The sequence below is a fragment of the Candidatus Planktophila sp. genome, assembly GCF_040402275.1.
Classification (GTDB): domain Bacteria; phylum Actinomycetota; class Actinomycetes; order Nanopelagicales; family Nanopelagicaceae; genus Planktophila.
Genome location: NZ_JBBAMW010000015.1, coordinates 1 through 23763 on the forward strand (window position 1 = coordinate 1; position 23763 = coordinate 23763).

Below are 23763 nucleotides of genomic sequence, written 5' to 3' on the forward strand. Positions count from 1 at the left end.
GTCACTGTGATTGAGTTCGCATCTGGCGCATCAGCTAACAACGCAACCTGGCCAGTGACTGTCACATTTGTAGGGGAAACGGAAAGAGTTGAGCCGCTAATTGGATTAGTGCTTACTAATGTATTTGCAGAGGCGTTTGTAATCCCTAGAAATGCAAGAAGCAGAATCGCTGCAAAACGTGAGCGGCTCACTTTTTCCTTCCATGAGGGCTTGGGAAGCTCCTCAATTCGCGCCTATCGTCTCACTTCTTTACACTTAATGCCTAGCCTTATTCACCGAATGGAGACTGTGATGCCTACATATCAATATGCATGCACCGCATGTGACCATGAATTTGAGGCAATTCAATCCTTCTCAGATGACTCTCTGACCCAATGCCCCCAATGCCAAGGTGAGATCCGTAAGGTCTATACCGCGGTTGGAGTTGTGTTCAAGGGTTCAGGGTTTTATAAAACGGATTCAGTTAAAAAAAGCACTACTCCTGAAGTTCCAAAAGTAGCGCCAGTACCTAAGGCTGATTAATCCTCGTGATGCGGTGGTTTGTCTGACTTAATTTCAGCTTCACGTCGAGCTTGCTCGGCAGCTGCTTCAGGATCGATCTCATCTGAAGTTACGTTAGGAAAGAGATCGCTCATGGAATTGATTCTACATCGATATAGGAAAGAGAAGAACATGTTTGAGAAATTAGGCCACTTTTTAGTTAAGCACCGTAAGGGCGCAGTCGTGCTTTTTGTGGTCGGAATTCTTGTTGCAGGCGGTTTCGGTTCATTGGCATTTAGTCGACTTGATTCGGCTGGTTATTCAGACCCAAACAGTGATTCTTACAAGGTGTATGAGTACCTCAACGATGAATTGAAGTTGTCTGATCCTGCAGTTGTTGTTGTAGTGGATTCAGGTTCAGTTGAAGTAACTGATGCAAGTATTGTTCAAAAAGGTTTAGCGCTAGAAAAGAAAATTGGTCAAGAAGAAGGTGTGTCAAAGACACTTTCCTATTGGACTAGCGGCGGTGAGCCAACATTAAAATCTAGTGATGGCAAAGCTGCATACATTCTTGTTTATGGTGACAGCGATCCTTTCTCAGCTCAGGGTCAAAATCTTGGAGAACTATTCCAAAAAAATTACGATGGTTCATATGATGGACTGACTTTATATGCAGGTGGTGCCTCAGTTGTTGGGCATGCAATAACAAAGAAAATCTCAGAAGACCTAAAGATTGCAGAGCTAATTTCTATCCCACTCACATTCATTTTGTTAACACTTGTTTTTGGTGCCTTAGCGGCTTCAGCAATGCCACTTATTGTTGGCGTGGCAGCAATCTTGGGTGCGTTCTTTATTCTCTATCTGTTCACGCTCTTCACAAGTGTCAGCATCTACGCACTCAATCTCACAACAGGTATGGGTCTTGGGCTAGGTATTGATTACGCACTCTTAATGGTCAATAGATTCCGCGAAGAACTACATCGCGGAAAAAGTGTGGAAGATTCAATTGTTGCAACGATGGGTAGTGCTGGAAAGACAGTCTTTTACTCTGGTATGACTGTGCTTGTGACTTTACTGTCACTTACATTCTTCCCACTGCCGTTCTTAAAATCATTTGGCTATGCCGGTGTGTCAGTGGTTGCACTCGCTGTTGTCGGCGCACTTGTTGGATTGCCACCAATTCTTGCCCTAATGGGATCCAGAATTGATAAAGGTGTAGTCCGCCGTTCTGCAATTACGCCAAAGGAAGATGGTCGCTGGGCGCAAACAGCTCGTCTAGTAATGAAGCGTCCTGTAGCAGCCGTAGTTCTCTCTTTGGTAATTCTTGGAGTCATGGCTGCACCAATTTCAAGCATAAAGTTCTCACAGGGCGATTCTCGAATGTTACCTGCAGATAATAAGGCAGCTGTAGCTACTGCGCTTCAGGCCGAAAGATTTGCTGGCCAAACTGGAAATCCAATCGAGATTATTATTAGAAATGGTTCTGACAAAATAGATGAAATTAATCTATACGCAACTAAGGTAAGTAAGGTTTCGGGAATCGTCGCTGTATTGCCTCCAGAAACTATTGGTAAAGATGTCCGAGTAGTTGCCTATCAAGAAATGTTGCCAAGAACTCCTGACTCACAAGCATTAATTCACAATGTTCGAGATGTTGATTCTCCAGCTGGAACATTGGTCGGTGGTGTTGCTGCAGATTATACAGATTCACAAGATGGTATCTCGCGCACTTTGCCATGGGCATTGGGCTGGGTCATTCTTTCCGTTCTTGTGTTGATATTTATTTTCACTGGTTCAATTATTTTGCCGATCAAAGCAGTGCTACTTAACTTCCTTTCCCTTGGCGCAACAATGGGGGCGCTAACGTGGGTCTTTATTGATGGCAATCTCCAATGGCTTATAGGTTCATTCACTGTAACTGGAACGCTAGACACATCAATTGTTATCTTGATTGCTGTTGTGGTCTTTGGATTGTCAATGGATTACGAATTGTTCTTGCTCTCTCGTATCCGCGAAGAACACTTATCGGGTAAATCAAATGTTGAGTCTGTGGCTGTTGGTCTACAAAGATCAGCCCGCATCATCACAGCAGCAGCACTGTTGCTTGCTGTTGTATTCGGATCATTTATTACAAGTGGGGTTACATCAATTAAGACAATGGGATTTGGTGTTTCACTAGCTGTAATCCTGGATGCAACCATTGTTCGTGGTCTATTAGTGCCTGCACTTATGCGTTTATTTGGTGAGCGCAACTGGTGGGCCCCTAAATGGATGCAGCGATTTACCATTACTCACTAGTTGCCTTTAGGCTTGGCATATGGATCTAATCGCTTCCCTGCAATGTGAGGATCAGCCTGGCATCGTTCACGCGATGACCTCAGCTGTACTTGCCTGTGGTGGAAACATTATTGAGAACCAGCAGTTCACAGATCCCAGCACAAATGCCTTCGTAATGCGCACACGTTTTGAAACATCACAAGGACTTGAAGGTGCAGAGAAAAGTTTGAATGAGGGTTTAGCTAAATTCAACCCGTCATTACATATTCGACCTACCACTCAAAAGCCTCGCGCCCTTGTCATGGTTACCAAAGAGAGCCACTGCCTACGCGATCTTTTGTATTTAGAAGAGCTCGGCGAACTAAATATTGAAATACCGCTTGTGATCTCCAACAGAGAAGATTTGCGCACATTAGTTGAATCTCATGGAATTAAGTTTCTATTTCTACCGGTTACCGCAGAAACAAAGGTGTCGCAGGAAGCTGAGATTCTGAAACAGATCAGTGACTTAAAAATCGATTTCGTCGTGCTTGCTCGCTACATGCAAATTATGTCGAAAGAATTCTGCAACAAGCTACCAGGCAAGATTATTAACATTCATCATTCATTCCTACCTGGATTTAAAGGTGCAAAGCCATATCACCAAGCACACGAGCGCGGTGTAAAGATCATCGGAGCATCTGCCCACTTTGTAACTAGTGATTTAGATGAGGGACCAATCATTGAACAAGATGTTGCACATGTAACTCATGTCGCTACACCTGAAGAGCTCATTGCAATAGGTCGCGATATCGAGCGCCGAGTCTTGGCAAAAGCGGTGAAGTTATATGCAGATGACAAAGTATTTATCGTTGGAAAGCGCACAGTAGTTTTCTCTTAACTTTAATTGCGTGTCCCCGGCGGGAGTTGAACCTGCGACCTACCGCTTAGGAGGCGGTTGCTCTATCCACTGAGCTACGGGGACTTAACACACTGGACCCTTGGAAAAGGTATTGCGTGCTTGGCAAAGGTTAGCGGTATAGATAACCTTCCCTTGAATCCATATTGGGTTCGAAAACTACCCGAAAGGCCAACCATGAGAGCGCTCGTTATCGGCGCAGGCGGAGTTGGCAGTGCAATCGCAAATATCGCATCCCGTAAGTCATTTATCACTGAGTTAGTTATCGCTGATTACGATACTTCAAAAGCGCGCGCTGTCACCCAGAAAATCCAAGACCCACGATTTACATCAGTGGAGGTGGATGCCGGCGATCTGGCGGCTCTCGAAGGATTGATTAAGAAGGTCAATCCTGATGTGGTTATTAACGCAGTTGATCCGCGTTTTGTAATGAACATCTTTAACGCGGCTAAAAATGCTGGCGTTAATTACATGGACATGGCCTTGTCGCTATCAATTGCTCATCCAACAGATCCATTTAACAAAGTTGGCGTGAAGCTAGGCGATGATCAATTTGCTCAACATGATGAGTGGTTAACCCAGGGCAACTACGCGCTCATAGGGATCGGTATCGAACCTGGCATGAGTGATATTTTTGCACGGTATGCACAAGATTATTTGTTTAGTGAAATTGATGCTGTGACAATCTTGGATGGTTCAAGTCTTACTGTTGATGGTTATGAGTTTGCGCCATCATTTTCAATCTGGACAACAATTGAAGAGTGTCTTAATCCCCCACTAATTTGGAATGAAGGCTGGCATACAGCTAAGCCATTTACTGGGGGCGTGACCTTTGATTTCCCTGAAGGCATTGGCCTGGTTGAATGTGTAGATGTGGAACACGAGGAAGTTGCTTTAATTCCACAAAAGATAAAAGCAAAAAGAGTTACTTTTAAGTATGGTCTTGGAAATGACTTTATTGAAAAGCTAAAAACTATTCATGCACTTGGTCTTTCAAATAAGCAGAATGTTAACTACCGCGGTATGGAAATTGCGCCTCGTGATTTCTTGGCATCTTTGTTGCCAGATCCTGCAACGATTGGTCCGATTATGCATGGAAAGACTTGTGCAGGTGCACATGTTGCCGGGCTTAACAAAGAAGGAAAGCCGTATGCCTGTTACATCTATAACGTTGTCGATAACGAATGGTCGATGAAAAATTATGGAGATCAAGCAGTCGTTTGGCAGACCGCAATTAATCCCGTTATTGCAATGGAGTTAATTGCAAATGGCACATGGAAGCCTGCCGGCGTTGTTGGTCCTGAATGGCTAGAACCAAAGCCATTCTTGGATCTCATTGAGTCTTATGGAAGCAGTTGGCATATTCGGGATGAGGATCCCGCAGGAATCGGGGCATAAATGGCATCGTGGGCGTTAGTTACCGGAGCAACATCTGGAATAGGTGAAAGCTTTACAAGATTGTTGGCTGAGAACAATTACAACATTGTGCTAGTCGCCCGCGATTTGCCCCGCTTGCGAGAGCGTGCTCAAGGATTACAGGAGAAGTTCAATGTCCAAACCCACATTATTCAGGCAGATTTATCTACTGATGCAGGGTGCACGGCAGTTGAGCAATACATCACCAATAATCAGGTCGATGTATTGATCAATAACGCTGGCTTTGGATTAAACAAAGCATTCACATTGTCTGCTCTAGATTCTGAGCAGCAGATGTTTGATGTGTTAGTCCGCACACCAATGCGCTTGATGCATGTGGCACTTCCGCTAATGAAGCAACGCAATGAAGGTGTGATTATTAATGTTTCATCAGTTGCTGGATATATTGCAGGTGGCTCCTACAGCGCAGCAAAGTCATATCTGACAGTTATCTCTGAATCACTTCACACCGAACTTGCTAAGACCAATGTAAAGATCAGCGCCCTATGCCCAGGGTTTACCCGAACTGAGTTCCATCAACGTGGTCGAATGTCCATGAAGGGATTGCCGAGCTTTATGTGGCTTGATTCTGACAAGTTGGTCGCAAAAGCATGGAGCGATGCGCTCAAGGGTGAGGCGGTATCGATTCCGGGTTGGCAATACCAACTCTTGGTATTCGTGATTCAAGGATTGCCGCGATCACTCGTTAGAAAAGTTGGGATGAATCTGAGGAAAAAGCAACGCAAGTAACAGTCATACCTACCAACTCTCGGCGGGTTACCAGCCTTCTTTGAGCACTCGGTCGGTAAGATGAGCATTATTCCAAGGAGAGGTTTTTACATGCTTCGCAAAATCGCATCATTGTCAGTAGCACTCATTGTCGCCGGTGGCGTCATGGTGGCTGTTCCGGCACAGGCTGCACCCAAGATTTCAAATGGTGTTGCCTGCACAAAGTCTGGTTCAACAACAAAGACCAGCCTTGGAACATATAAGTGTGCAAAGAACCCTCTTACATCCAGCACAAAGTTGACCTGGCTATCACTTGACTGCGTGACCGCAGCAAATGATGCTGTTAAAGCTGGTAAGTCAGCAGTTACAACAGCTGCTAACTTCAAGGCACAACTTCCAGTAATTGAACTTGGAATTACAACAGAGACTGCGAACCGTCTCGAGGTACAAACTAAGTTAGATGCTGCAACTCTTCGACTCACGGCAGCACAAGCAAAACTTACAGCTGCTAAAACAGATGCAGACAAAAAGATTCTTACAACTGCTGTCGCATCATGGACATCAGCAACTCGTGCTTATGCAAGCAAGATTCGCAATATTGATCTAACAATCAAGAAGCTTGAAGCGGCAAAACTTGCAGGAACTAACAAGCCTGCAGAATTAGCATCAAATGTTACGAATGCTCGTGACAGCGCTAAGCTAATCTGCACAAAGGGCTTCTAACTCCCTAACTCTTTACGAAAAACCCGCTAGCAAACAGGTAGCGGGTTTTTTAATACCTATGGATTCCCCTATTACCTTGGTACTTCGGTGTTCCTATGCTCACCACATGCGAGTAGTTAGATATTCAGGGGCCGCCATGCTGGCTATCTACCTACTGCTTCATATCTTTTTTCCAACTGCGTGGTCTGAGTTATTCATATTTAACATCATTCCTGTTGCTGCCATTGCTGCGATCGCCTTTGCGCCCCACATAAGCGACTCAATTGCGAAGCCAACTACGGGAATTGCTTTTGCACTATGGGCATGTGGATCGGCGATAGCCAGTGCTGGTGCCTTCTTTCCAATTCCACCCATCTTCAGCAGTATTTCTAACATCTTATATTTACTTTTTTATCCTCTTGCAATGATTGGCATACCACGTTTATTAGCGGTCAACCGCAAGTTTTCCCTTCTAGAAATGGTTGATTCGGCAATCTTTGGCCTTGGCCTCACCACATTGGGTTCTGCATTAGTTGTTAAGCCGGTACTTCCGCACTTTAATGGCAACCTCAGTGAAACCTTCTTTGCAATTATGTATCCAATCGCTGACTTGGTACTTGTATGCGTTGTGATCGCAACTGTTTCAATGCAAGGCTACTCAAAGCGTGGATTAGTTCTATCATCGGGAGTACTTTTATTTGCTGTAACTGACTTTCTCTATCTATGGCAACACATCAATGGAAGTTATCTGATGGGTTCGATGTTAGACGTTGGCTGGGTCATTGGAGTATTGCTGATTGCAGAAAGTTTTTGGCAGCCGGGCATTGATAGCAAAGCACGTGAGGGGATTTATCCGATTCTAATTTCAATTTCAGTTTCACTGAGTGCAACTTTGTTGGCATTAATTGCAATTCGCCCCAATTACTTCCCACGATTTATCTTGATTCCAGCAACTGCAACAATGGCGCTGGCCTTTATTCGCATGGCAATTGCATTAACTCAGGCTAAAAACATTGGCCAGGAAAGATTGCTGGCCAGAACCGATGAATTAACAGGACTTCCTAACCGTCGTCGTTTAGTTACGGAAATAGATAGCTTTATAGAAAAAGAGGGAGCGCTGTTACTTCTGGATCTCGATGGATTTAAGCCAATCAATGACGCCCATGGTCACGAAACCGGAGACAAGATTCTGCAACAAGTAGCGCTTCGATTTGAGCGCGCTTTGCCACATGGTGCTTTGTTGGCACGACTCGGTGGAGATGAGTTTGGGGTGTTGTATGAAGGTGGCTCTGACAGTGCGGTAGAAGTTGCATTGGCGCTTCGAGCAACACTTTCTTATCCATTTCATATCAATAATAAAGAGATCCAACTTAATGTCAGTATTGGTGTTGCGAAGAACAATGGAGAGAAAGATCTACTGCTACGGGCAGATAATGCGATGTATAAAGCTAAGCGTGAGGGCCTAGGGGTTTGTCGGCTTTAATGTGAGTAGGCATGCTGCCATTGAATGGTCAGGCTAATCCTGGTCACGGTTTGATCTCCCGGGTTTCGCGATCTTTCCCGCGGCGTCGAGTTGAAGCGCGCTCGATTATCTGGGGCTGGAAGACCACATGCTGGTGCACATGGTTTTCTCCGGCCGATAACTCAGCAACCATCTGCCGACCCATTCTTGCACCCAGCTGATACGGGGTTTGAGACACGGATGATAAAGGAATTAACCCAGATTCAGCGTATGAAGTGTTGTCATACCCCAAGATCGACACCACGCCCGGTACATCAATGCCATTAAATTTGAAGTAATTGATGATTCCCATCGCCAAGACATCATTGGTGGCAAAGATCGCATGCGGCAATGGCCCCGCGGCGATGATTTTGGGTGCAATCTGCTCGCCGCATAAATAATCTAAAGATTGTGATTTCATGACCGCGACTTCAATACCAAGCTCGGCAGCGGCCTGGGTGATTCCGACAAAGCGCTGATAGCTCTGGTGGTGGCGGTCAGGGCCTGAAACCCACAGAATCTTTGTGTGACCCAGGCTGTGTAAATATTTAATGCCTATATACCCACCGCGCACTTGATCAACCGATACCGAACATTGTTCTGGCTGCTCATCGGTTTGTGAAATATATGCAACCCGCACATTGCTATCGATGAACTCTTTAAACACCTGGTTGCGCGGATCAACAGGGGTAACGATCACACCTTTACAACTAGCGCTGATCATTGCATTTAAAATTTTTAATTCAGCCGCTGAATCTTCTCGGCTATAACCAACTAAAACAGTAAGCCCTGCTTCATCAATTGCGTCTTCAATGCCCTGCGTTAACTCTTCATAAAACGGATTATTACTCAGTGGCAAAACAACGCCAATAATATTTGATTCAGTGTTCTTGTTCTTCGTTGAAATCGTTGGTATGAAACCCAATATATCAATTGCGTTGCGCACTTTAAGACGCGTTTCTTCAGAGACTTGGCCTGGTCGGTTGAGAACATTTGACACAGTTCCAACCGAGACCTGTGCCTGCTTGGCAACATCTCTTATATTGGCATTCATAGTCATTTGAATGTACTCGCATCTTTTGTCAATAGGAATTGAACAGAATTGAACGATGAATACGATGAAATGAGTGGTTTGCCATGGCAGGTAGGCGGGGCTGGACAATCTGGCCTTAGAAAAATAGTGGGCCCAGACGGGCTCGAACCGTCGACCCACGGATTAAAAGATCTCCTGCTGCGCGCAGATAATGCTATGTATAAAGCTAAGCGTGAGGGCCTAGGGGTTTGTCGGCTTTAATCTCCTGCAATCGTGCAAGGGATTCAAGACGCTCGGTTGCATGATCAACTACCCGCTCTGGGTATCCCTTGCTGTAACCATCTAGGAATAACCATGGCTCGTGAATTTCAGATGCCGATAAGTGTGCCAGCTCTGGCACATACTTTCTTATGTAATCCCCATTTTCATCAAAGCGCTTGCCTTGTTCGATGGGATTAAATATTCGGTAATACGGCGAGGCATCGGTGCCACAGCCTGCAGTCCATTGCCAACCGTGGGCATTGGATGCAACATCGTAATCAACTAGATGCTCGGCAAAGAATCGTTCTCCTATTTGCCATTCAAGGTGCAGGTCTTTAACTAAGAATGAAGCTACAACCATGCGGGTGCGATTGTGCATCCATCCTTCAACAACTAGCTGTCGCATGGCAGCATCAACAAATGGATAGCCTGTTTTCCCTTCACACCAAGCCGCAAACTTTTTGCCAGGCTTGTCATATCGCATCTCTTTAAATTTTGGTGCGTAGTACTCAAGATCTGTCATTGGATTGTTAAAGAGAACATCTGCATAAAACTCACGCCAAGCAATCTCCTTACGGAATGTGTCGTGGGCTTTGCTCTCTCCAAGGTTTGCAAGAAGTGTTCGTGGATGAATCTCACCAAACTTTAAATAGGTACTCATCTTTGAAGTGCCATCGATTGAAGCAAAATTTCGATTCTCATCGTAACTATCTAGGCCGCTCTCGGTAAAAGCCTCAAAACGTTTCAGTGCAGCAGCCTCACCTGCTTCAATGACATGTACGCCATCGGGCATAGGAAAATCTGGAAAGGCACGGTACTTATCTGTTGGTTGAACAACTGCAAACTTCTTCGGAGTAACAGCAGGTGCTCTGTAACCATGTGTTCGCCAACCACGATAAAAAGGCGTGTATACCTTGTATGGCGTTGCATCACTTGGTTTGAGCACACGTCCGGGAGTAACTGCATACGGACTACCGGTTCTAACTAACTTTATTCCCGCTGCTTCAACTCGAGCATCTCGTTCTGCTCCATATCGCTCATATTCTGCAGATATGTGCACTTCTTCAACGCCATGCTGAGCCATAAGTTCTTTCAATACTTCAACTTGGTCACCTTCAATAATATGCAATCGATTTCCAAGCGATTCATCGAGCGCTCTGAGTGATTGACCCATATAGGCCAATAATTTTTCACCAGCTTCATCAATTTGCTTCTTATCTAGAATAAAAAGAGGGATAACCTGTTCAGCAGATTCAATGGCGGCCAATAATGCTGGGTGATCATTGATTCGAAGGTCGCGACGAAACCACATGATTGAAGTTTTCGCTAAAGACATGGGATGATTAAATCATCATGCGAGGGATTAAGCGCTTCTAAGTCTACTTAATAGATTCTAAGCATAAAATATGGCATTTTTGGGTTTGCCTGGAAGCGATTCGTGGGGTTCGATAGAGCCATGAGCGAAGATGCGGTTACCCGGGACGAGATCCGAGCAATGCGCCGTTCCTATGGTGATGCCGGTTTAGAAACTCTGCCTGCTGATCCTTTTGAAGCATTTGCGCAGTGGCTGAAACAAGCACATGAGAACACAGTAATTGTTGAAGCAAATGCAATGGTTCTTTCAACTCTATCTAGTGATTCACAGATAAATACGCGTACCGTTTTGCTCAAAGATATTTCTAGCGGTGGCTTCACATTCTTTACAAATTACGATTCTCGCAAAGCACATGCAATTGATCTCAATCCAAATGTCTCGTTGTTGTTTCCTTGGTATGTAATGGAGCGACAAATTTCGATCAGCGGTATCGCAGAAAAAATTTCAGAACAAGAATCAGATGATTACTTCGCCACCCGACCATGGGGATCACAAATTGGAGCTTGGGCAAGTCCTCAATCATCACCTTTGGCATCTCGTGCTGAATTAGAACAACGCTACGAAGGTGCATCACAGAAATGGCCAGAGGGAAGTGTTGTTCCGCGCCCACCACATTGGGGCGGATATCGAGTAACACCATTAAATATTGAGTTCTGGCAAGGTAGATACTCACGTTTGCATGATCGACTGCGTTATGAGCGGGATAACACCACCGCCGATTGGGAACTCAATAGGTACTACCCGTAGTCTTACCCCATGAGCGCAGAGATAATTATTCCTTCAGGTATTAAGCCAGTTGATGGCCGTTTTGGTTGCGGACCATCAAAGATTCGTCCAGAGGCACTTGCAGCATTGTCAGCAAGTGGCACTTCGATTCTTGGAACATCTCATCGCCAAAAGCCGGTCAAGAATGTTGTGAAGCGCGTTCGTGAAGGTCTCACATCTCTATTTAATCTGCCAGAAGGTTATGAAGTTGTTCTTGGTAATGGTGGTTCAACTGCGTTCTGGGATATCGCAACCTTTGGTTTGATTGAAGATCGTTCACAGCACTTGGTTTTTGGTGAATTTTCATCAAAGTTTGCCTCTGCTGCAAAGGAAGCTCCATTTCTTGGAGAACCAACAGTTATCAAAACTGAGCCTGGATCACACCCCGTCTCTGTTGCAGAGGCTGGTATCGATGTTTACGCATTAACTCATAACGAGACCAGCACTGGTGTTGCAATGCCAATCATTCGCCCAGCAGGCACAGATGGAGCACTTGTCCTAGTTGATGCAACATCTGCAGCTGGTGGCTTGATGGTTGAAGCTAAAGAGTTTGATACTTATTACTTTGCACCTCAAAAGTCTTTTGCATCAGATGGTGGACTGTGGATTGCAATCATGTCCCCTGCTGCAATTGCCCGCGCGGAAAAGATCAAGGCCTCTGGCCGTTGGGTTCCAGCATTTTTTGATCTTGGCATTGCGATTGAAAACTCACGTCTAGATCAGACATATAACACTCCTGCACTTGTAACTTTGATTCTGCTTGCAGAACAAATCGAATGGATGAATGCAAATGGTGGACTTTCATTTGCTGCAGGCCGCAGCACTCAGTCTTCTGACAACTTGTATTCATGGGCTGAAAAGACCAGCTACACCACTCCATTTGTTACAGATCCTGCAATGCGCTCAAAGGTCGTTGGAACAATTAACTTTGATGATGCAATTGATGCAACAAAGATTGCTGCAGCACTTCGTGCCAACGGAATCGTTGACACAGAGCCATATCGCAAGCTTGGTAAGAACCAGCTTCGTGTCGGTATGTTCCCTGCTGTTGATCCAAGTGATGTTGAAGCACTTACAAAGTGCATCGATCACGTTGTAGCAGCCCTTTAATGCCTAAGAGTTTTCAACGCGACCGTTTCTTCTGGGTTGCAGCGGTTCAGACCGCCATTATTAATTTCTATCTTGGTGGCTTTGGCCCCGCACAATCATTGCTGCGTGCAGATCAAGGCACATCACTGACTATTGCAGGCTTACATGGCACTGCAATGGGAGTTGCATCTATTTTTGCTGGTTGGGCAAACCCACGCATCGCACACCGATACGGTCGTTCAAAATCTAGTTGGATTGGTTTATCAATCTTTATCACAGGTTTAACCCTTTTTGTTATCTCTCCCCCTGTATACATCACATTGCCAGCTACTTTGATTACAGGCTTTGGTGTATCTGTTGTCATCAACGCAATGCTTACAAAGATGTCTCATCATTATGGAAAAGCTGCTGAAGTTGCGATACCTCAAGCAAACGGAATCGCATCCGTTGGTTTTGTCATAGGAACTGCCTTAATCGGAACTATCGCAATCGCTTTTCCTCAGCTATGGCGCTTAGGTCTACTACTCGCAATCCCTGTTGCCTTGGTCTTGTTTTTTGTTGGTCGAGAAAAAGATGAAGATGAGCATGTTCCAGATGAAGATGGTCCACAAAGTGGAAAGCTGTCTCACAATTTCTGGATTTCATGGTTTGGTTTTGTTGCCTGTATCTCAAGTGAGTTTGCAACATCATTCTGGGCAGCAGCGCTGCTAAAGGATCGCGTCGGATCAACAGCAGCGATTTCAACAGTTGCAATCGTCGCCCTTGGTACCGGCATGGGTCTTGGTCGTTGGTATGGCGGATTAGTTCTTGGACACTTAAAACTAGATACTCAACTTCTCACAGTGATTACAGTGCAATTTCTTGGCTTTGTTGGCTTCTGGTTATCGCACAACATGATTCTTTCGCTCTTATGCCTATTTGTAGTTGGAATGGGAATCTCAATGCAGTTTGCACTCTCTTCAATTCGTTTAATCGGATTAAGTGATGGACGTCCAGATCTGGCTATTGGCCGCGCATCACTTGCTGCCGGAACAGCCATCGCCGGTGCTCCATTCTTGCTAGGACTCCTTGGCGATAGCTTTGGTATTTCACGCGCCTACATCATGGTTTTTGTCTTGATTGCAATCGCATTTGTTATTGTTAAAGTAATTCCTTCTAAGGTTGCAGAGGCTGCTTAATGAGTTACAAGGTCAGGCGAATAATCACTCTGCTTGCACTCATTGGAATTTTAATTGTTATTGCGATTAACGGTCTTTAAGAACAGCAGCAACAGAAGTATCTGCAGGCAGTTCCACTCGGTTCTTGTATTTGAACCAAATAAATAGTGAAGCAAATAATGAAATGCCACCGCATACTGCAATGGTTGGACGGATTCCAATTAGATCTGTTGTTGCACCAATCAGCGGTGAGCCAAATGGAGTACCACCCATAAAGATCAAAAGATAAAGTCCCATAACGCGGCCACGGATTGCAGGATCTGTGCTGGTCTGAACAATTGAATTGGCAGAGACCAAAGTAGTCAAGGCTGTTACTCCACAAATTGGTAGCCAAATCACATAACTAATGTAGTTAGGCAGAATTGATAGCGCCATGATTGAGATAGAAAATACGATTCCACCACGGATTACAAACTTTGTATTTCTAAAACGTTCAAGCCGAGCAGATCCAATGGCACCAGATAGAGATCCAATGGCAATAAATGTTCCCATCAAACCAAAGCTAGCTGGTCCTAAACCGAATTCCTGAGTTGCCATAAGCGCGTTAAAGATCTGAAAGTTAAGACCAAAGGTGGCTAAAAAAAAGACCATCAACATAACTACATAAATATCTGGCCGAGCTTTTGCATAGGCAATTCCTTCGCGGATATTGCCATCTGATTTTGGTCGATCCTGATAAAAAAACGCCTTTTCATTAAGATTAAGTAACGCGGCAATAACGAAGAAATATGAAAGCCCGTTAATAATAAATGAGGGTCCTGTGCCAAAGGCCGCAATCAAGCCACCAGAGACTGCTGGGCCAACTAATCGCCCAGCATTAAAGTTAGCTGAGTTTAGTGAAACGGCGTTGGGAAGATCGGTTTGACCAACAACTTCAGTAGTAAATGATTGGCGCACTGGAGCATCAATTGCCGTTGAAATACCCAGAACAGCTGCAAGTACAAAGACATGCCATAACTGAATGTGCTCTGTAATTACCAGTGTGCCTAAACCAAGTGAGGCAGCACCACCGGCAATATTGGTGAGAATCAAAACTTTACGTTTGTTAAATCTGTCCGCCAATTTTCCACCGTGTAATGAGAAGAAAAGGACTGGTGCGAATTGAACCGCTGTTACTAAACCTAGGTAGGTTCCGTTGTTGTTGGTGAGTTCTAGTACGAGCCAATCTTGAGCAATACGCTGGGCCCAACTGCCAATATTTGAAACCGTGTTGGCAGGAAAAAGAATTCGGTAATTACGATGGCGAAATGAACGCCAATTACCATCCTCTTTTACCGCAAATCCCATTACTCTACTTCCATGACTACTCGACTACGCAATGCGGTAACTCTAGTGGCTATTGGAACTACATGTTGGGTGATAGCAGGAGTAATTGCTCTTGCAACGAACGCGGATGCCAAAGTTATGTGGACATGCATAAGCGGAGCAGCACTGGGCCTAATCGGTATTCGTTACACAATTCGCCGCGAACGACGAAGCGGGCTCTAACTTAGAAACTAGCTAGCAGAACCTAGGGCTGTAGCGATACCGCGCAGCACACGACCAAGACGATCAGCTTCTTGTGCATTTGGATGACGCCCATGGCGCAAACCATTTCCGACTTTATCCAGCATCTTGATGGTGTCTTCAATCATCGCTGCAAGATCATCACTATTAACACGTGAGTTTTCAACTAATGATGGTGGAGCATCAATGATGTGTACTGATAATGCTTGTGGGCCTTTACGGCTGTCAGCAATAGAAAACTCAAGCTTTGTTCCAGGCTTAACCGTTGCAACACCTTCTGGAAGTGAAGTCGCAGCTAGATAAACATCTTCGCCTTCATCATTTGCAATGAAACCAAAACCTTTTTCTAATGAGAACCATTTGACGCGTCCTGTAGGCATGGGGGGCTCCTTGCTAGTTTTTTGTAATGGTATTAATCGGTATCGCGGGTGCGATAGCAGGTCCTTAGTTTAACACCGGCTCTGTGAAGGTCGCTTCCGAATGTGCTCCGCAGCCATGATCCACGCTCACTACGCGTGCATCCTCGGGCGAAATAGCGTTAGCACACACGCCAAATGTTGATCGTAATGATCCTGCAATAGGAATAAAGAATCCGCAGCTATGGCACGGCTTTGGTGCTGACTGGGCAACAGGTGCGTTTGGTCCACGTTCTCCGTCATACCAACGCTTTGCTGCTTGATCGCGTCCTTCAATAGACATTACTCGCGCACGACCCAAACCAAGTTCGATAGCCATAGCAGTATCTAAATCTTCATCTTGAGGCAACGCTTGTTCGCCTGCCACTAAACGTGCATCATCTAATGAGCTTGGAACAATATCTCCAACACCAACATCGCCCGGTAAAATTCTGTCGCGGTATGGAATCCATTCAGGAGCGCGTAGTGCATCAGGTCCTGGCAGTACTACAACATCACAAATTGTTGGTTGTGCATCAGTATCAACCTTTGCAATGGTGATGCACCAACGCCAGCCTCTATACCCTGAAAGTTTTGCTTCAAACAAATATGTTGCAACACGGTTCTCATCATCAAAATCAACAGAAACAAAACCGCCAACTTGATCGCGTTGTTCTGCAACTTCTAGCGCAGCGCTTCGGGCAAGATCCTTTGCATCAAAAGCAACAGCTGTGCTTTTTGATGTCTTCTCCTTTTTAGGAGACTCCTTTTTTGGAGTTAAGGATTTCTTAGGCATGGTCTAAGGGTAAAGCAGAACGCCGCCCTCGCGTTAATCGAGGACGGCGTTACGCGTAACTACTAGTAAAGAATGGCCTTTAGAAGTCCATGTCTCCGCCACCTTGTGGGGCAGCAGCAGCCTTTTCAGGCTTATCTGCAATAACAGCTTCTGTTGTAATAAACAGCGCAGCAATTGATGCAGCATTTTGTAGTGCAGAACGTGTGACCTTAGCTGGATCAATAATTCCAGATTTGATCATGTCTACATATTCACCAGTTGCAGCATTAAGACCTTGTCCTGCTGGAAGATGGCGAACCTTTTCTACAACAACTCCGCCTTCAAGTCCTGCGTTCACTGCGATCTGCTTAATTGGAGCTTCGATTGCATATTCAACAATCTTTGCACCAGTTGCTTCATCACCAGTTAAACCTGTTAGACGCTTGAACACTGCAGCACCTGCTTGTAGAAGGGCAACGCCACCACCGGCAACGATTCCTTCTTCTACTGCAGCCTTTGCATTGCGAACTGCATCTTCAATGCGGTGCTTGCGCTCCTTGAGTTCAACCTCAGTTGCAGCACCCGCCTTGATAACAGCTACGCCACCAGCAAGCTTTGCAAGACGCTCTTGCAACTTCTCACGGTCATAATCTGAATCAGATGACTCAATCTCGTTACGGATCTGCTGAACGCGGCCCTTAATCTGAGCGTCATCTCCAGCACCTTCAACGATTGTTGTCTCTTCCTTGCTGATAACAACCTTGCGAGCCTTACCTAATAGATCAAGCTCTGCTGCTTCCAAGCGAAGTCCAACTTCTTCTGAAATAACAGTTGCACCTGTAAGGATGGCAATGTCTTGCAGCATCGCCTTGCGACGATCTCCAAAGCCAGGTGCCTTAACAGCTGCTGAGCGGAATGTTCCGCGAATCTTGTTCACAACTAGTGTTGCGAGCGCTTCACCTTCAACATCTTCAGCGATGATCAATAGTGGCTTACCTGATTGCATAACCTTTTCAAGTACTGGCACTAGATCTTTAATGTTTGCAATCTTTGAGTTAGCTATCAAGACGTATGCATCCTCTAGGACAACTTCCATACGATCCTGATCAGTTACAAAGTATGGGGAGATGTAACCCTTATCAAAGCGCATACCTTCTGTGAGTTCTAGCTCTAAACCAAAAGTATTTGACTCTTCAACAGTGATAACGCCTTCTTTGCCAACCTTGTCCATGGCTTCAGCAATCATTTCGCCGATAGTTGTATCTGCTGCAGAGATAGATGCGGTCGCTGCGATCTGCTCCTTTGAGTCAACAGCCTTGGCCATTGAAAGAAGTTCAGCAACGATTTCAGCAACAGCCTTTTCAATACCGCGCTTGAGTGCCATTGGGTTTGATCCAGCTGCAACGTTGCGCAGACCTTCACGAACGAGGGCTTGTGCCAAAACAGTTGCAGTTGTTGTTCCGTCGCCGGCAACATCATCAGTCTTTTTTGCAACTTCCTTGACTAGCTCTGCGCCAATCTTTTCCCATGGATCATCAAGTTCAATTTCCTTTGCAATGGAAACGCCATCATTAGTAATTGTTGGGGCGCCCCACTTCTTCTCGAGAACAACATTTCGTCCACGAGGTCCAAGGGTTACCTTGACCGCATCGGCCAAGATATTCATGCCGCGCTCTAATCCGCGACGTGCTTCTTCATTAAAGGCAATCTGCTTTGCCATGAGTTGTGCTCCTTGTTAGTTCTTCTTGGTCGGGGGCTTTATCACTCGCACCCCGAGAGTGCTAACGCCAAATCTAGAGCCTTTGATGGGTAGGTGCAAAACGAGGGCTAGAAAGGATTAAGGGCGGACCACGCGAGCAGCCATACGGGCCTCGCGTAGGCGGCGAAGGCGCTTAACTAGCATCGGTGAGGCAGCTAGAGCGTCGTTGCGGTCGATCAGATCGTTGAGAAGTTGGTAATAACGAGGAGCGCTTAGGTCGAAAAGATCCTTGATTGCCGCCTCTTTTGCCCCTGCATAGCGCCACCAGTTGCCCTCAAACTCAAGGATGCGAACTTCGAGGTCACTGAGCCCAGTGTTGATTGCAGACTCTTCTTGCGCGGACATGGGTTAAATCTTACGTTAGAGCACGCTCAAAGTGTGGGAACTTCGAACAAGGAATTTCAGTACTTAATTTATGCATTAATTCTGGCCTTCTTCACAATATTTCTGATCATCGTTGGAAAAACAAATAGGTGTAGCGGTGAGATTGCATACCAATACAACTGCCCACCTAATCCACGTGGATTAAATGTTGCATCTTGCACAATCTTTGTCTTTCCATTTTCTCGTGTCACTGTGAATTCCAGCCACGCTTTGCCTGGCAAAACCATTTCGGCATACAACTTCAATCTACGGCCAGGTTCTAACTCTTCTACTCGCCAAAAATCTAAACTTTCACCAACACGCAAGAAATCTGGATCGCGGCGACCGCGACGCAAACCAACTCCGCCCACTAAGAAGCGATCTAAAACTCCACGTGCCCACCACAAGAAATCTGAACCAAACCAACCGTTAACGCCACCAATACGTTCGACCTGTCGCCATATATTTTCGGCAGGAACATCAGTGATCTTTTCGCGACGATCACGAAGCACCATTTCACCAGCCCAATCAGGATCTCCTTGTGCTTTTTGCCATGGGGCAGTTGGCATAGTCGCATCAGACCAACGTGTTTCCACGTTATGTGTTGTGATCTTTGATAACGCTAGTGAAATAGCGGTTTCAACATCAATTAATCCTTCAGCAGGCTTTGGAATAAGTGCATCAATACTTTTTGCAGGATCTGCGACAACCTCACTAATGAGTGAACCAACAAGTGGGCGAGCAAGGGCGGTTGGAACTGGTGTAACTAAACCAATCCACAAACTAGAAAGACCTGGGGTAAGTACTGGCACTCTGATAATCCAACGCTTTTTTAATCCAGAGAGCTTTGCAAACTTTTGCATCATGTCCGCATAGGACAAGACTTCTGGCCCACCAATATCAAAGACTTTATTAACCGGCTTTTCTAAATGTGCTGCACCCTTTAAGTAATACAAAACATCACGGATTGCAATTGGATGAGTCTTGTTCATAACCCATTTAGGGGTGGTCATGATCGGAAGTCGGTGCGTTAAGTGGCGCAGCATTTCAAAGCTGGCAGAGCCTGATCCAATAATGATTCCGGCACGTAGCTCTAGGACTGCAACAGATGTGGTGGCAAGTGAGCTACCCGTCATCGCGCGAGATGCCAAGTGCTTACTTATATTCACATCGTTTGCAATTCCACCTAAATAAATAATTTGGGAGACGCCAGCTTGCTCGGCGGCCTTTGCAAAGTTGCAGGCCATTTCTCTTTCAATCTCATCAAAGTTTGGGCCTAAATTAATTGAGTGCAATAAGTAAAAAGCTGTGTGCATGCCTTCGAGTGCTCGTTGCAAATCACCAAAGTTTTCGGCGCTGCCCTCGCAGATATCGACCTGAGTTGCCCATGGCTGGCCCATGATTTTGTGCTTATCGCGCACCAAAATTCGAACATCTTCTTTTTCATCAATAAGTGCGCGGACTAACCGACCACCAACATATCCAGATGCCCCTGTGACGAGGTACTTACGGTCTCCATTATGCGAGTTCATGCTGGCAAGCCTAGACTTAACCCATGCAAAAGGCACTCCAAAAACCACGAGTAGTAATTTTGGGTGCCGGTTTTGGCGGGCTAACTGCAGCACGCAAGATGGCTGGATTTGCCGATGTCACTGTGGTGGATCGCCATAACTTTCAGACTTTTCTACCACTGCTCTATCAGGTATCAACGGCAGGGTTAGCAGCAGACCATGTTGCCCACCCAGTTCGAGGCGCACTGCGTAAAACGGGAGTTCAATTTCGAATGGGAACGCCACTATCTGTTGATCACAAAAATAAGAGTGTGAAGTTAGATAGCAGCGAAGTTTTAGATTTTGATTATCTAATTGTTGCTCTGGGCTCTGCCACGGCAGATTTCGGAGTCCCAGGGGTTGCCGAACATGCCATGGGTATGAAGAGTGTTCATGAGGCACTCGTAATTCGCGCCGAGGTATTGCGACGTTTTGAAGATCTCTGCCGTTTCCAAGATGACACTATATTTTCAATTTCAGTTGTTGGTGGCGGGCCAACAGGGGTCGAGATGGCTGGTGCTTTCGCTGAATTAGTAAAGGGTCCACTTAAAAATGATCAAAAGCACGCCGCAGCTCATATCAAAATTAATTTAATCGAAGCCGGTCCGAGAATTCTGCCAATGTTTTCTGAAAAGCTTTCTGCCCATGGTAAAAAGGATCTTGAAAAACTTGGTGTAACTGTTCACCTTAATACACCTGTTAAAGAAATTGGGCCACGCAGTATCGAAGTTAGTGATGGCAGCACAATTGCCTCAGAGGTAACAATCTGGGCTGCGGGTGTAAAAGGTGAGCCAACAGGTGCCAAATTGAATTTGCCATTGATCAACACACGCATCGATGTTGAAAATACTTTGCAGGTTAAGAATTACCCTCACATCTTTGCAATCGGTGATATCGCAGGTTTTGTTGGAGAAAATGGGCGTATGTTGCCGATGGTTGCACCAGTTGCGTTGCAGCAAGGTCGACATGTTGCCCAACAAATCAAGAGAATTGCAGCCGGTCAAGATCTCAAGCCATTTAAGTATCTTGATAAGGGTTCTATGGCAACAATTGGTCGCCACAAAGCAATTGTTGAAGTGAAAAACCTTCGAATGACTGGAATTCCTGCGTGGTATGCGTGGTTGTGGCTGCACCTGTTTTACCTATTAGGTGGACGCAACAAGATCGGCACTATGGCTGACTGGACCTATAACTATTTAACATTTGATCGCGGTAACCGTCACATTATGGATTCACAATAATGTCAGAGTACTTAAAGATCGATGGACATGACCTTTACTGTTATGAATGGGAAAACGAAGGCGAAGCTCTTGTTTTATTACATGGCGGTATGAGTCAAACAGCACATTGGGCTTCAAATATTGTTCCTGCTTTAGAGGATTACCACGTCTTTGCATATGATCGTTCATCACATGGCTTTACTGCATACCGCGAAGAAAGTATTAACTTTAAATATCAACTACGCGAAGCTATCGCCTACCTAGAAAAGGTCGTTAAAGAGCCAGCACATATTGTTGGTTGGAGCGATGGCGGCATCATTGGAATGATGATTGCGATAGAGCGCCCAGAACTTGTTAAATCACTTGTCTTGATCGGCGCTAATTTCCATTACAACGGAACTTTAGGTGATTTTGAGATCGGTGAAATCAGCGACGAGGATCGTGCTGAATACGCGATTTATTCACCTGATCCTGCAGAAACACAAGATGTGATTTATCAACGTTTTATGAAGATGTGGCCTTCAGAGCCAGAAATTCCTATGGAAGAGATCAAGAAAATACAGTGCCCGGTCTTGGTTATGGCTGGTGATGATGATGTGATTAGTCACGCTCATACCGTTGAATTATTTGAGGCTTTGCCACTCGGTCAATTGGCAATTGTTCCCGGAACTTCACACATCTTGCCCAAAGAAAAGCCAGGCTTAGTGAATCTGATTATTACCGAATTTCTTGAAGATTTAAGCTATCCAATTACACGTATGCCAATTCGCAGAACAAATCCTGTTAGCAATCAACCGGAGTAATTTTTCCTGTCGCAACATCATAAATTGCTCCACCAACAATGACATCCTTATTGATTAATCTGTAACTTCTGACCTTCTGCACATCTTCAATTAAAGCTTGTCGCTGGTCTGGAACAGTTTTGAATTCAATTTCAGAGGTGTCAATGCCATGCTTAGTATCAATTTCACGGTGGATCTCAACATCATCTACTTGTGCCATACGGCAGTTTGTATGAGGCATGATCAAAATACGTTCAACGCCAAGTAAGTAGGTAGCCAATACCAGTGTACGTAAAACGTCATCAGTCACGCGAGCACCAGCATTGCGCAGGATCTTGGCATCACCTGATTTCATACCAACGACCGACAGCGGATTTATACGCGAATCCATGCAGGTAACAATTGCTAAACCTCTTTGGGCTGTACCTGTTAGATCTGAATATTTGAAGCTTTTAATGTATTCATCATTTGCTTCAAGGGCGTCCTTAAATGAATCATGCGGAAAGGAGTTAACAGACATATCTACTCCTCCCCGGTCTTTTCTGGAGCCCCCGTCACGATTGAAGTGACGAGCTGCGCATTACACGTGCACTGATATTACAGTCCTTTGCAAGCCTTGGGCTGAGACGTCGGCTTGGCCACAAGAAACTAGCGCAAGAAAGAGCCAGGTTAGCCTCCGATTTAATCGAAAGCTTACCTGGCTCTTATCAAGCGATAAATTTTTGGAGAGATTTCTAACCAAAAACCTAACTTTTTTTAAGGCTTGGTAATTGCTGCTTTCTGATCGGCAGATAGCCCGTTGAGCACACTTGCAGACATTTTCGCTACCTGCTCTTTTGTTAGTGCGCCCAGTTGAGCCGGTGACATGCTCTTAGCCTGTGCCAACTTCATGCCGGCAACCGCCTCTGGTGTCAACAAGGCAATATCTTGTGTTGCCATTGCCTTGACTGAAGTCGTTGATAGTTGCCCTAACTGTGTAGGTGTCATTCCAGCAAATGCTGTAGGTGGAAGCGCCTTAACCTGTTGCGGTGTCATCTCTTTGAAGGTGGCAGGTGCTAACTGATTTAATTGCTGTGCTCCCATTCCGGCCATCGCAGTTGGTGGCATTGCTTTCATTTGAGCAGCATCCATACCTGCAAATGCTTCAGGTGACATTGCGCCAAGATCTTTGGAATCAAAGCTCTTCATCGCAGTTGGTGGCATTGCTTTCAATTGATCTGCGCCCATGCCCGCAAATGCTGTGGTTGGAAGTGCCTTAACTTGATCTGGTGACATTTGTTTGAAGGCATCAGCAGGAAGTTGTCCAAGTTGCTGTGCTCCCATTCCGGCCATCGCAGTTGGTGGCATTGCTTTCATTTGAGCAGCATCCATACCTGCAAATGCTCCAGGTGCCATTGCGCCAAGATCTTTGGAATCAAAACTCTTCATCGCAGTTGGTGGTAACGCCTTCATCTGATCTGCGCCCATGCCCGCAAATGCTGTCGTTGGAAGTGCCTTGACTTGTTCCGGTGTCATTTGTTTGAAGGCATCAGCAGGAAGTTGTCCAAATTGTTGTGCTCCCATGCCGGCCATTGCAGCCGGTGGCATTGCTTTCATTTGAGCTGAGCTAATTCCTGCAAATGCTGCAGGTGCCATTGCGCCAACCGCCTTTGAATCAAAGCCTTGCATCG

23 protein-coding genes, 1 tRNA gene and 2 pseudogenes are annotated in these 23763 nt (G+C 45.5%); 13 read left to right on the forward strand and 13 right to left on the reverse strand.

Features of this window, described 5'->3' with window-relative positions; all coding sequences use genetic code 11:
• Positions 1-191 (reverse strand): annotated as a pseudogene (locus AC9UEY_RS04275) (copper resistance protein CopC); the annotation flags it as partial.
• 100 nt (positions 192-291) lie between these two features.
• Here AC9UEY_RS04275 and AC9UEY_RS04280 point away from each other — a divergent pair.
• From AC9UEY_RS04280 to purU, 3 genes are all read left to right on the forward strand, one after another.
• Positions 292-522 carry an FmdB family zinc ribbon protein gene (locus AC9UEY_RS04280; protein WP_509538297.1) on the forward strand — a complete coding sequence of 77 codons (231 nt, stop codon included), beginning with the start codon at positions 292-294 and terminating at the stop codon, positions 520-522.
• Positions 523-672: 150 nt separating this feature from the next.
• Complete coding sequence (locus tag AC9UEY_RS04285) at positions 673-2778, forward strand: MMPL family transporter (RefSeq protein WP_509538234.1); 2106 nt, start codon at positions 673-675, stop codon at positions 2776-2778.
• A gap of 19 nt (positions 2779-2797) precedes the next feature.
• Positions 2798-3637, forward strand: coding sequence for a formyltetrahydrofolate deformylase (gene purU / locus AC9UEY_RS04290; RefSeq protein WP_509538237.1), 840 nt, complete (start codon positions 2798-2800; stop codon positions 3635-3637).
• An 11-nt stretch (positions 3638-3648) separates the two neighbouring features.
• Here the strand turns inward: purU and AC9UEY_RS04295 are convergent.
• A tRNA-Arg gene (locus AC9UEY_RS04295) sits at positions 3649-3721 on the reverse strand.
• A gap of 111 nt (positions 3722-3832) precedes the next feature.
• On the opposite strand from AC9UEY_RS04295, the gene AC9UEY_RS04300 reads away from it, so the two are divergent.
• From AC9UEY_RS04300 to AC9UEY_RS04310, 3 genes are all read left to right on the forward strand, one after another.
• Positions 3833-5053: a saccharopine dehydrogenase family protein gene (locus tag AC9UEY_RS04300; RefSeq protein ID WP_509538240.1), complete on the forward strand. Its 1221-nt coding sequence runs from the start codon at positions 3833-3835 to the stop codon at positions 5051-5053.
• The gene (locus AC9UEY_RS04305; protein WP_509538243.1) at positions 5054-5821 is read left to right on the forward strand and encodes an SDR family NAD(P)-dependent oxidoreductase; all 768 of its coding nucleotides are present in this window, start codon (positions 5054-5056) and stop codon (positions 5819-5821) included. It begins immediately after the preceding gene.
• 90 nt (positions 5822-5911) lie between these two features.
• Positions 5912-6523 carry a hypothetical protein gene (locus tag AC9UEY_RS04310; RefSeq protein WP_509538246.1) on the forward strand — a complete coding sequence of 204 codons (612 nt, stop codon included), beginning with the start codon at positions 5912-5914 and terminating at the stop codon, positions 6521-6523.
• A 159-nt stretch (positions 6524-6682) separates the two neighbouring features.
• Here the strand turns inward: AC9UEY_RS04310 and AC9UEY_RS04315 are convergent, their stop codons facing one another.
• Positions 6683-6898, reverse strand: coding sequence for a hypothetical protein (locus AC9UEY_RS04315; protein ID WP_509538249.1), 216 nt, complete (start codon positions 6896-6898; stop codon positions 6683-6685).
• Positions 6899-6926: 28 nt separating this feature from the next.
• Between AC9UEY_RS04315 and AC9UEY_RS04320 the strand changes: the two genes are divergently transcribed.
• On the forward strand, positions 6927-7985 hold the full coding sequence (locus AC9UEY_RS04320; RefSeq protein WP_509538252.1) for a GGDEF domain-containing protein: 1059 nt from the start codon (positions 6927-6929) through the stop codon (positions 7983-7985).
• A 43-nt stretch (positions 7986-8028) separates the two neighbouring features.
• Here the strand turns inward: AC9UEY_RS04320 and AC9UEY_RS04325 are convergent, their stop codons facing one another.
• Positions 8029-9216 carry a LacI family DNA-binding transcriptional regulator gene (locus AC9UEY_RS04325; protein ID WP_509538255.1) on the reverse strand — a complete coding sequence of 396 codons (1188 nt, stop codon included), beginning with the start codon at positions 9214-9216 and terminating at the stop codon, positions 8029-8031.
• A gap of 46 nt (positions 9217-9262) precedes the next feature.
• Complete coding sequence (locus tag AC9UEY_RS04330) at positions 9263-10633, reverse strand: cryptochrome/photolyase family protein (protein ID WP_509538258.1); 1371 nt, start codon at positions 10631-10633, stop codon at positions 9263-9265.
• Positions 10634-10753: 120 nt separating this feature from the next.
• Here AC9UEY_RS04330 and pdxH point away from each other — a divergent pair, with 120 nt between their 5' ends.
• The 3 genes from pdxH to AC9UEY_RS04345 are packed head-to-tail and all read left to right on the forward strand — an operon-like array spanning position 10754 to position 13704.
• Complete coding sequence (pdxH, locus tag AC9UEY_RS04335; RefSeq protein WP_509538261.1) at positions 10754-11419, forward strand: pyridoxamine 5'-phosphate oxidase; 666 nt, start codon at positions 10754-10756, stop codon at positions 11417-11419.
• A 9-nt stretch (positions 11420-11428) separates the two neighbouring features.
• Complete coding sequence (serC, locus tag AC9UEY_RS04340; protein ID WP_509538264.1) at positions 11429-12547, forward strand: phosphoserine transaminase; 1119 nt, start codon at positions 11429-11431, stop codon at positions 12545-12547.
• The gene (locus tag AC9UEY_RS04345; protein WP_509538266.1) at positions 12547-13704 is read left to right on the forward strand and encodes an MFS transporter; all 1158 of its coding nucleotides are present in this window, start codon (positions 12547-12549) and stop codon (positions 13702-13704) included. Before serC ends, AC9UEY_RS04345 begins: the two co-directional genes overlap by 1 nt.
• A 66-nt stretch (positions 13705-13770) precedes the next feature.
• Here the strand turns inward: AC9UEY_RS04345 and AC9UEY_RS04350 are convergent, their stop codons facing one another.
• Positions 13771-15030: an MFS transporter gene (locus tag AC9UEY_RS04350; RefSeq protein ID WP_509538269.1), complete on the reverse strand. Its 1260-nt coding sequence runs from the start codon at positions 15028-15030 to the stop codon at positions 13771-13773.
• Positions 15031-15042: 12 nt separating this feature from the next.
• Here AC9UEY_RS04350 and AC9UEY_RS04355 point away from each other — a divergent pair, with 12 nt between their 5' ends.
• The gene (locus AC9UEY_RS04355; RefSeq protein WP_509538272.1) at positions 15043-15231 is read left to right on the forward strand and encodes a DUF2530 domain-containing protein; all 189 of its coding nucleotides are present in this window, start codon (positions 15043-15045) and stop codon (positions 15229-15231) included.
• Between the two features lie 8 nt (positions 15232-15239).
• On the opposite strand, the gene AC9UEY_RS04360 is transcribed toward AC9UEY_RS04355, so the two are convergent.
• From AC9UEY_RS04360 to AC9UEY_RS04380, 5 genes are all read right to left on the reverse strand, one after another.
• Positions 15240-15629 (reverse strand): cold-shock protein, encoded by a 390-nt coding sequence (locus AC9UEY_RS04360; RefSeq protein ID WP_509538274.1) that lies wholly within the window; start codon positions 15627-15629, stop codon positions 15240-15242.
• A gap of 64 nt (positions 15630-15693) precedes the next feature.
• Positions 15694-16440, reverse strand: a complete 747-nt coding sequence (locus tag AC9UEY_RS04365) for a DUF3027 domain-containing protein (RefSeq protein ID WP_509538277.1) — start codon at positions 16438-16440, stop codon at positions 15694-15696.
• Between the two features lie 79 nt (positions 16441-16519).
• Positions 16520-18139 (reverse strand): chaperonin GroEL, encoded by a 1620-nt coding sequence (groL, locus tag AC9UEY_RS04370; RefSeq protein ID WP_509538280.1) that lies wholly within the window; start codon positions 18137-18139, stop codon positions 16520-16522.
• Positions 18140-18256: 117 nt separating this feature from the next.
• On the reverse strand, positions 18257-18523 hold the full coding sequence (locus tag AC9UEY_RS04375) for a DUF3263 domain-containing protein (RefSeq protein ID WP_509538283.1): 267 nt from the start codon (positions 18521-18523) through the stop codon (positions 18257-18259).
• A gap of 68 nt (positions 18524-18591) precedes the next feature.
• Positions 18592-20073, reverse strand: coding sequence for an SDR family oxidoreductase (locus tag AC9UEY_RS04380; RefSeq protein WP_509538285.1), 1482 nt, complete (start codon positions 20071-20073; stop codon positions 18592-18594).
• 23 nt (positions 20074-20096) lie between these two features.
• On the opposite strand from AC9UEY_RS04380, the gene AC9UEY_RS04385 reads away from it, so the two are divergent.
• Both AC9UEY_RS04385 and AC9UEY_RS04390 read left to right on the forward strand, forming a co-directional pair.
• Positions 20097-21332 carry an NAD(P)/FAD-dependent oxidoreductase gene (locus tag AC9UEY_RS04385; RefSeq protein WP_509538288.1) on the forward strand — a complete coding sequence of 412 codons (1236 nt, stop codon included), beginning with the start codon at positions 20097-20099 and terminating at the stop codon, positions 21330-21332.
• On the forward strand, positions 21332-22114 hold the full coding sequence (locus AC9UEY_RS04390; RefSeq protein ID WP_509538291.1) for an alpha/beta fold hydrolase: 783 nt from the start codon (positions 21332-21334) through the stop codon (positions 22112-22114). The genes AC9UEY_RS04385 and AC9UEY_RS04390 overlap by 1 nt, the downstream gene beginning before the upstream one ends.
• Here AC9UEY_RS04390 and AC9UEY_RS04395 read toward each other — a convergent pair.
• Positions 22095-22613, reverse strand: a complete 519-nt coding sequence (locus tag AC9UEY_RS04395) for a beta-class carbonic anhydrase (RefSeq protein WP_509538294.1) — start codon at positions 22611-22613, stop codon at positions 22095-22097. The genes AC9UEY_RS04390 and AC9UEY_RS04395 overlap by 20 nt on opposite strands.
• 236 nt (positions 22614-22849) lie before the next feature.
• A pseudogene (locus AC9UEY_RS04400) lies at positions 22850-23763 on the reverse strand (hypothetical protein); the annotation flags it as partial.

What these genes read in the sequence shown, in the direction of transcription:
- purU (WP_509538237.1), top strand. Translation starts at nt 2,798, where the DNA reads ATGGATCTAATCGCTTCCCTGCAATGTGAGGATCAGCCTGGCATCGTT.
- AC9UEY_RS04375 (WP_509538283.1), bottom strand. Translation starts at nt 18,523, where the DNA reads ATGTCCGCGCAAGAAGAGTCTGCAATCAACACTGGGCTCAGTGACCTC.
- AC9UEY_RS04305 (WP_509538243.1), top strand. Translation starts at nt 5,054, where the DNA reads ATGGCATCGTGGGCGTTAGTTACCGGAGCAACATCTGGAATAGGTGAA.
- AC9UEY_RS04310 (WP_509538246.1), top strand. Translation starts at nt 5,912, where the DNA reads ATGCTTCGCAAAATCGCATCATTGTCAGTAGCACTCATTGTCGCCGGT.
- AC9UEY_RS04395 (WP_509538294.1), bottom strand. Translation starts at nt 22,613, where the DNA reads ATGTCTGTTAACTCCTTTCCGCATGATTCATTTAAGGACGCCCTTGAA.
- groL (WP_509538280.1), bottom strand. Translation starts at nt 18,139, where the DNA reads ATGGCAAAGCAGATTGCCTTTAATGAAGAAGCACGTCGCGGATTAGAG.
- AC9UEY_RS04345 (WP_509538266.1), top strand. Translation starts at nt 12,547, where the DNA reads ATGCCTAAGAGTTTTCAACGCGACCGTTTCTTCTGGGTTGCAGCGGTT.
- AC9UEY_RS04285 (WP_509538234.1), top strand. Translation starts at nt 673, where the DNA reads ATGTTTGAGAAATTAGGCCACTTTTTAGTTAAGCACCGTAAGGGCGCA.
- serC (WP_509538264.1), top strand. Translation starts at nt 11,429, where the DNA reads ATGAGCGCAGAGATAATTATTCCTTCAGGTATTAAGCCAGTTGATGGC.
- AC9UEY_RS04385 (WP_509538288.1), top strand. Translation starts at nt 20,097, where the DNA reads ATGCAAAAGGCACTCCAAAAACCACGAGTAGTAATTTTGGGTGCCGGT.
- AC9UEY_RS04365 (WP_509538277.1), bottom strand. Translation starts at nt 16,440, where the DNA reads ATGCCTAAGAAATCCTTAACTCCAAAAAAGGAGTCTCCTAAAAAGGAG.
- AC9UEY_RS04390 (WP_509538291.1), top strand. Translation starts at nt 21,332, where the DNA reads ATGTCAGAGTACTTAAAGATCGATGGACATGACCTTTACTGTTATGAA.
- AC9UEY_RS04355 (WP_509538272.1), top strand. Translation starts at nt 15,043, where the DNA reads ATGACTACTCGACTACGCAATGCGGTAACTCTAGTGGCTATTGGAACT.
- AC9UEY_RS04280 (WP_509538297.1), top strand. Translation starts at nt 292, where the DNA reads ATGCCTACATATCAATATGCATGCACCGCATGTGACCATGAATTTGAG.
- AC9UEY_RS04300 (WP_509538240.1), top strand. Translation starts at nt 3,833, where the DNA reads ATGAGAGCGCTCGTTATCGGCGCAGGCGGAGTTGGCAGTGCAATCGCA.
- AC9UEY_RS04320 (WP_509538252.1), top strand. Translation starts at nt 6,927, where the DNA reads ATGATTGGCATACCACGTTTATTAGCGGTCAACCGCAAGTTTTCCCTT.
- AC9UEY_RS04315 (WP_509538249.1), bottom strand. Translation starts at nt 6,898, where the DNA reads ATGTTAGAAATACTGCTGAAGATGGGTGGAATTGGAAAGAAGGCACCA.
- pdxH (WP_509538261.1), top strand. Translation starts at nt 10,754, where the DNA reads ATGAGCGAAGATGCGGTTACCCGGGACGAGATCCGAGCAATGCGCCGT.
- AC9UEY_RS04330 (WP_509538258.1), bottom strand. Translation starts at nt 10,633, where the DNA reads ATGTCTTTAGCGAAAACTTCAATCATGTGGTTTCGTCGCGACCTTCGA.
- AC9UEY_RS04360 (WP_509538274.1), bottom strand. Translation starts at nt 15,629, where the DNA reads ATGCCTACAGGACGCGTCAAATGGTTCTCATTAGAAAAAGGTTTTGGT.
- AC9UEY_RS04380 (WP_509538285.1), bottom strand. Translation starts at nt 20,073, where the DNA reads ATGAACTCGCATAATGGAGACCGTAAGTACCTCGTCACAGGGGCATCT.
- AC9UEY_RS04350 (WP_509538269.1), bottom strand. Translation starts at nt 15,030, where the DNA reads ATGGGATTTGCGGTAAAAGAGGATGGTAATTGGCGTTCATTTCGCCAT.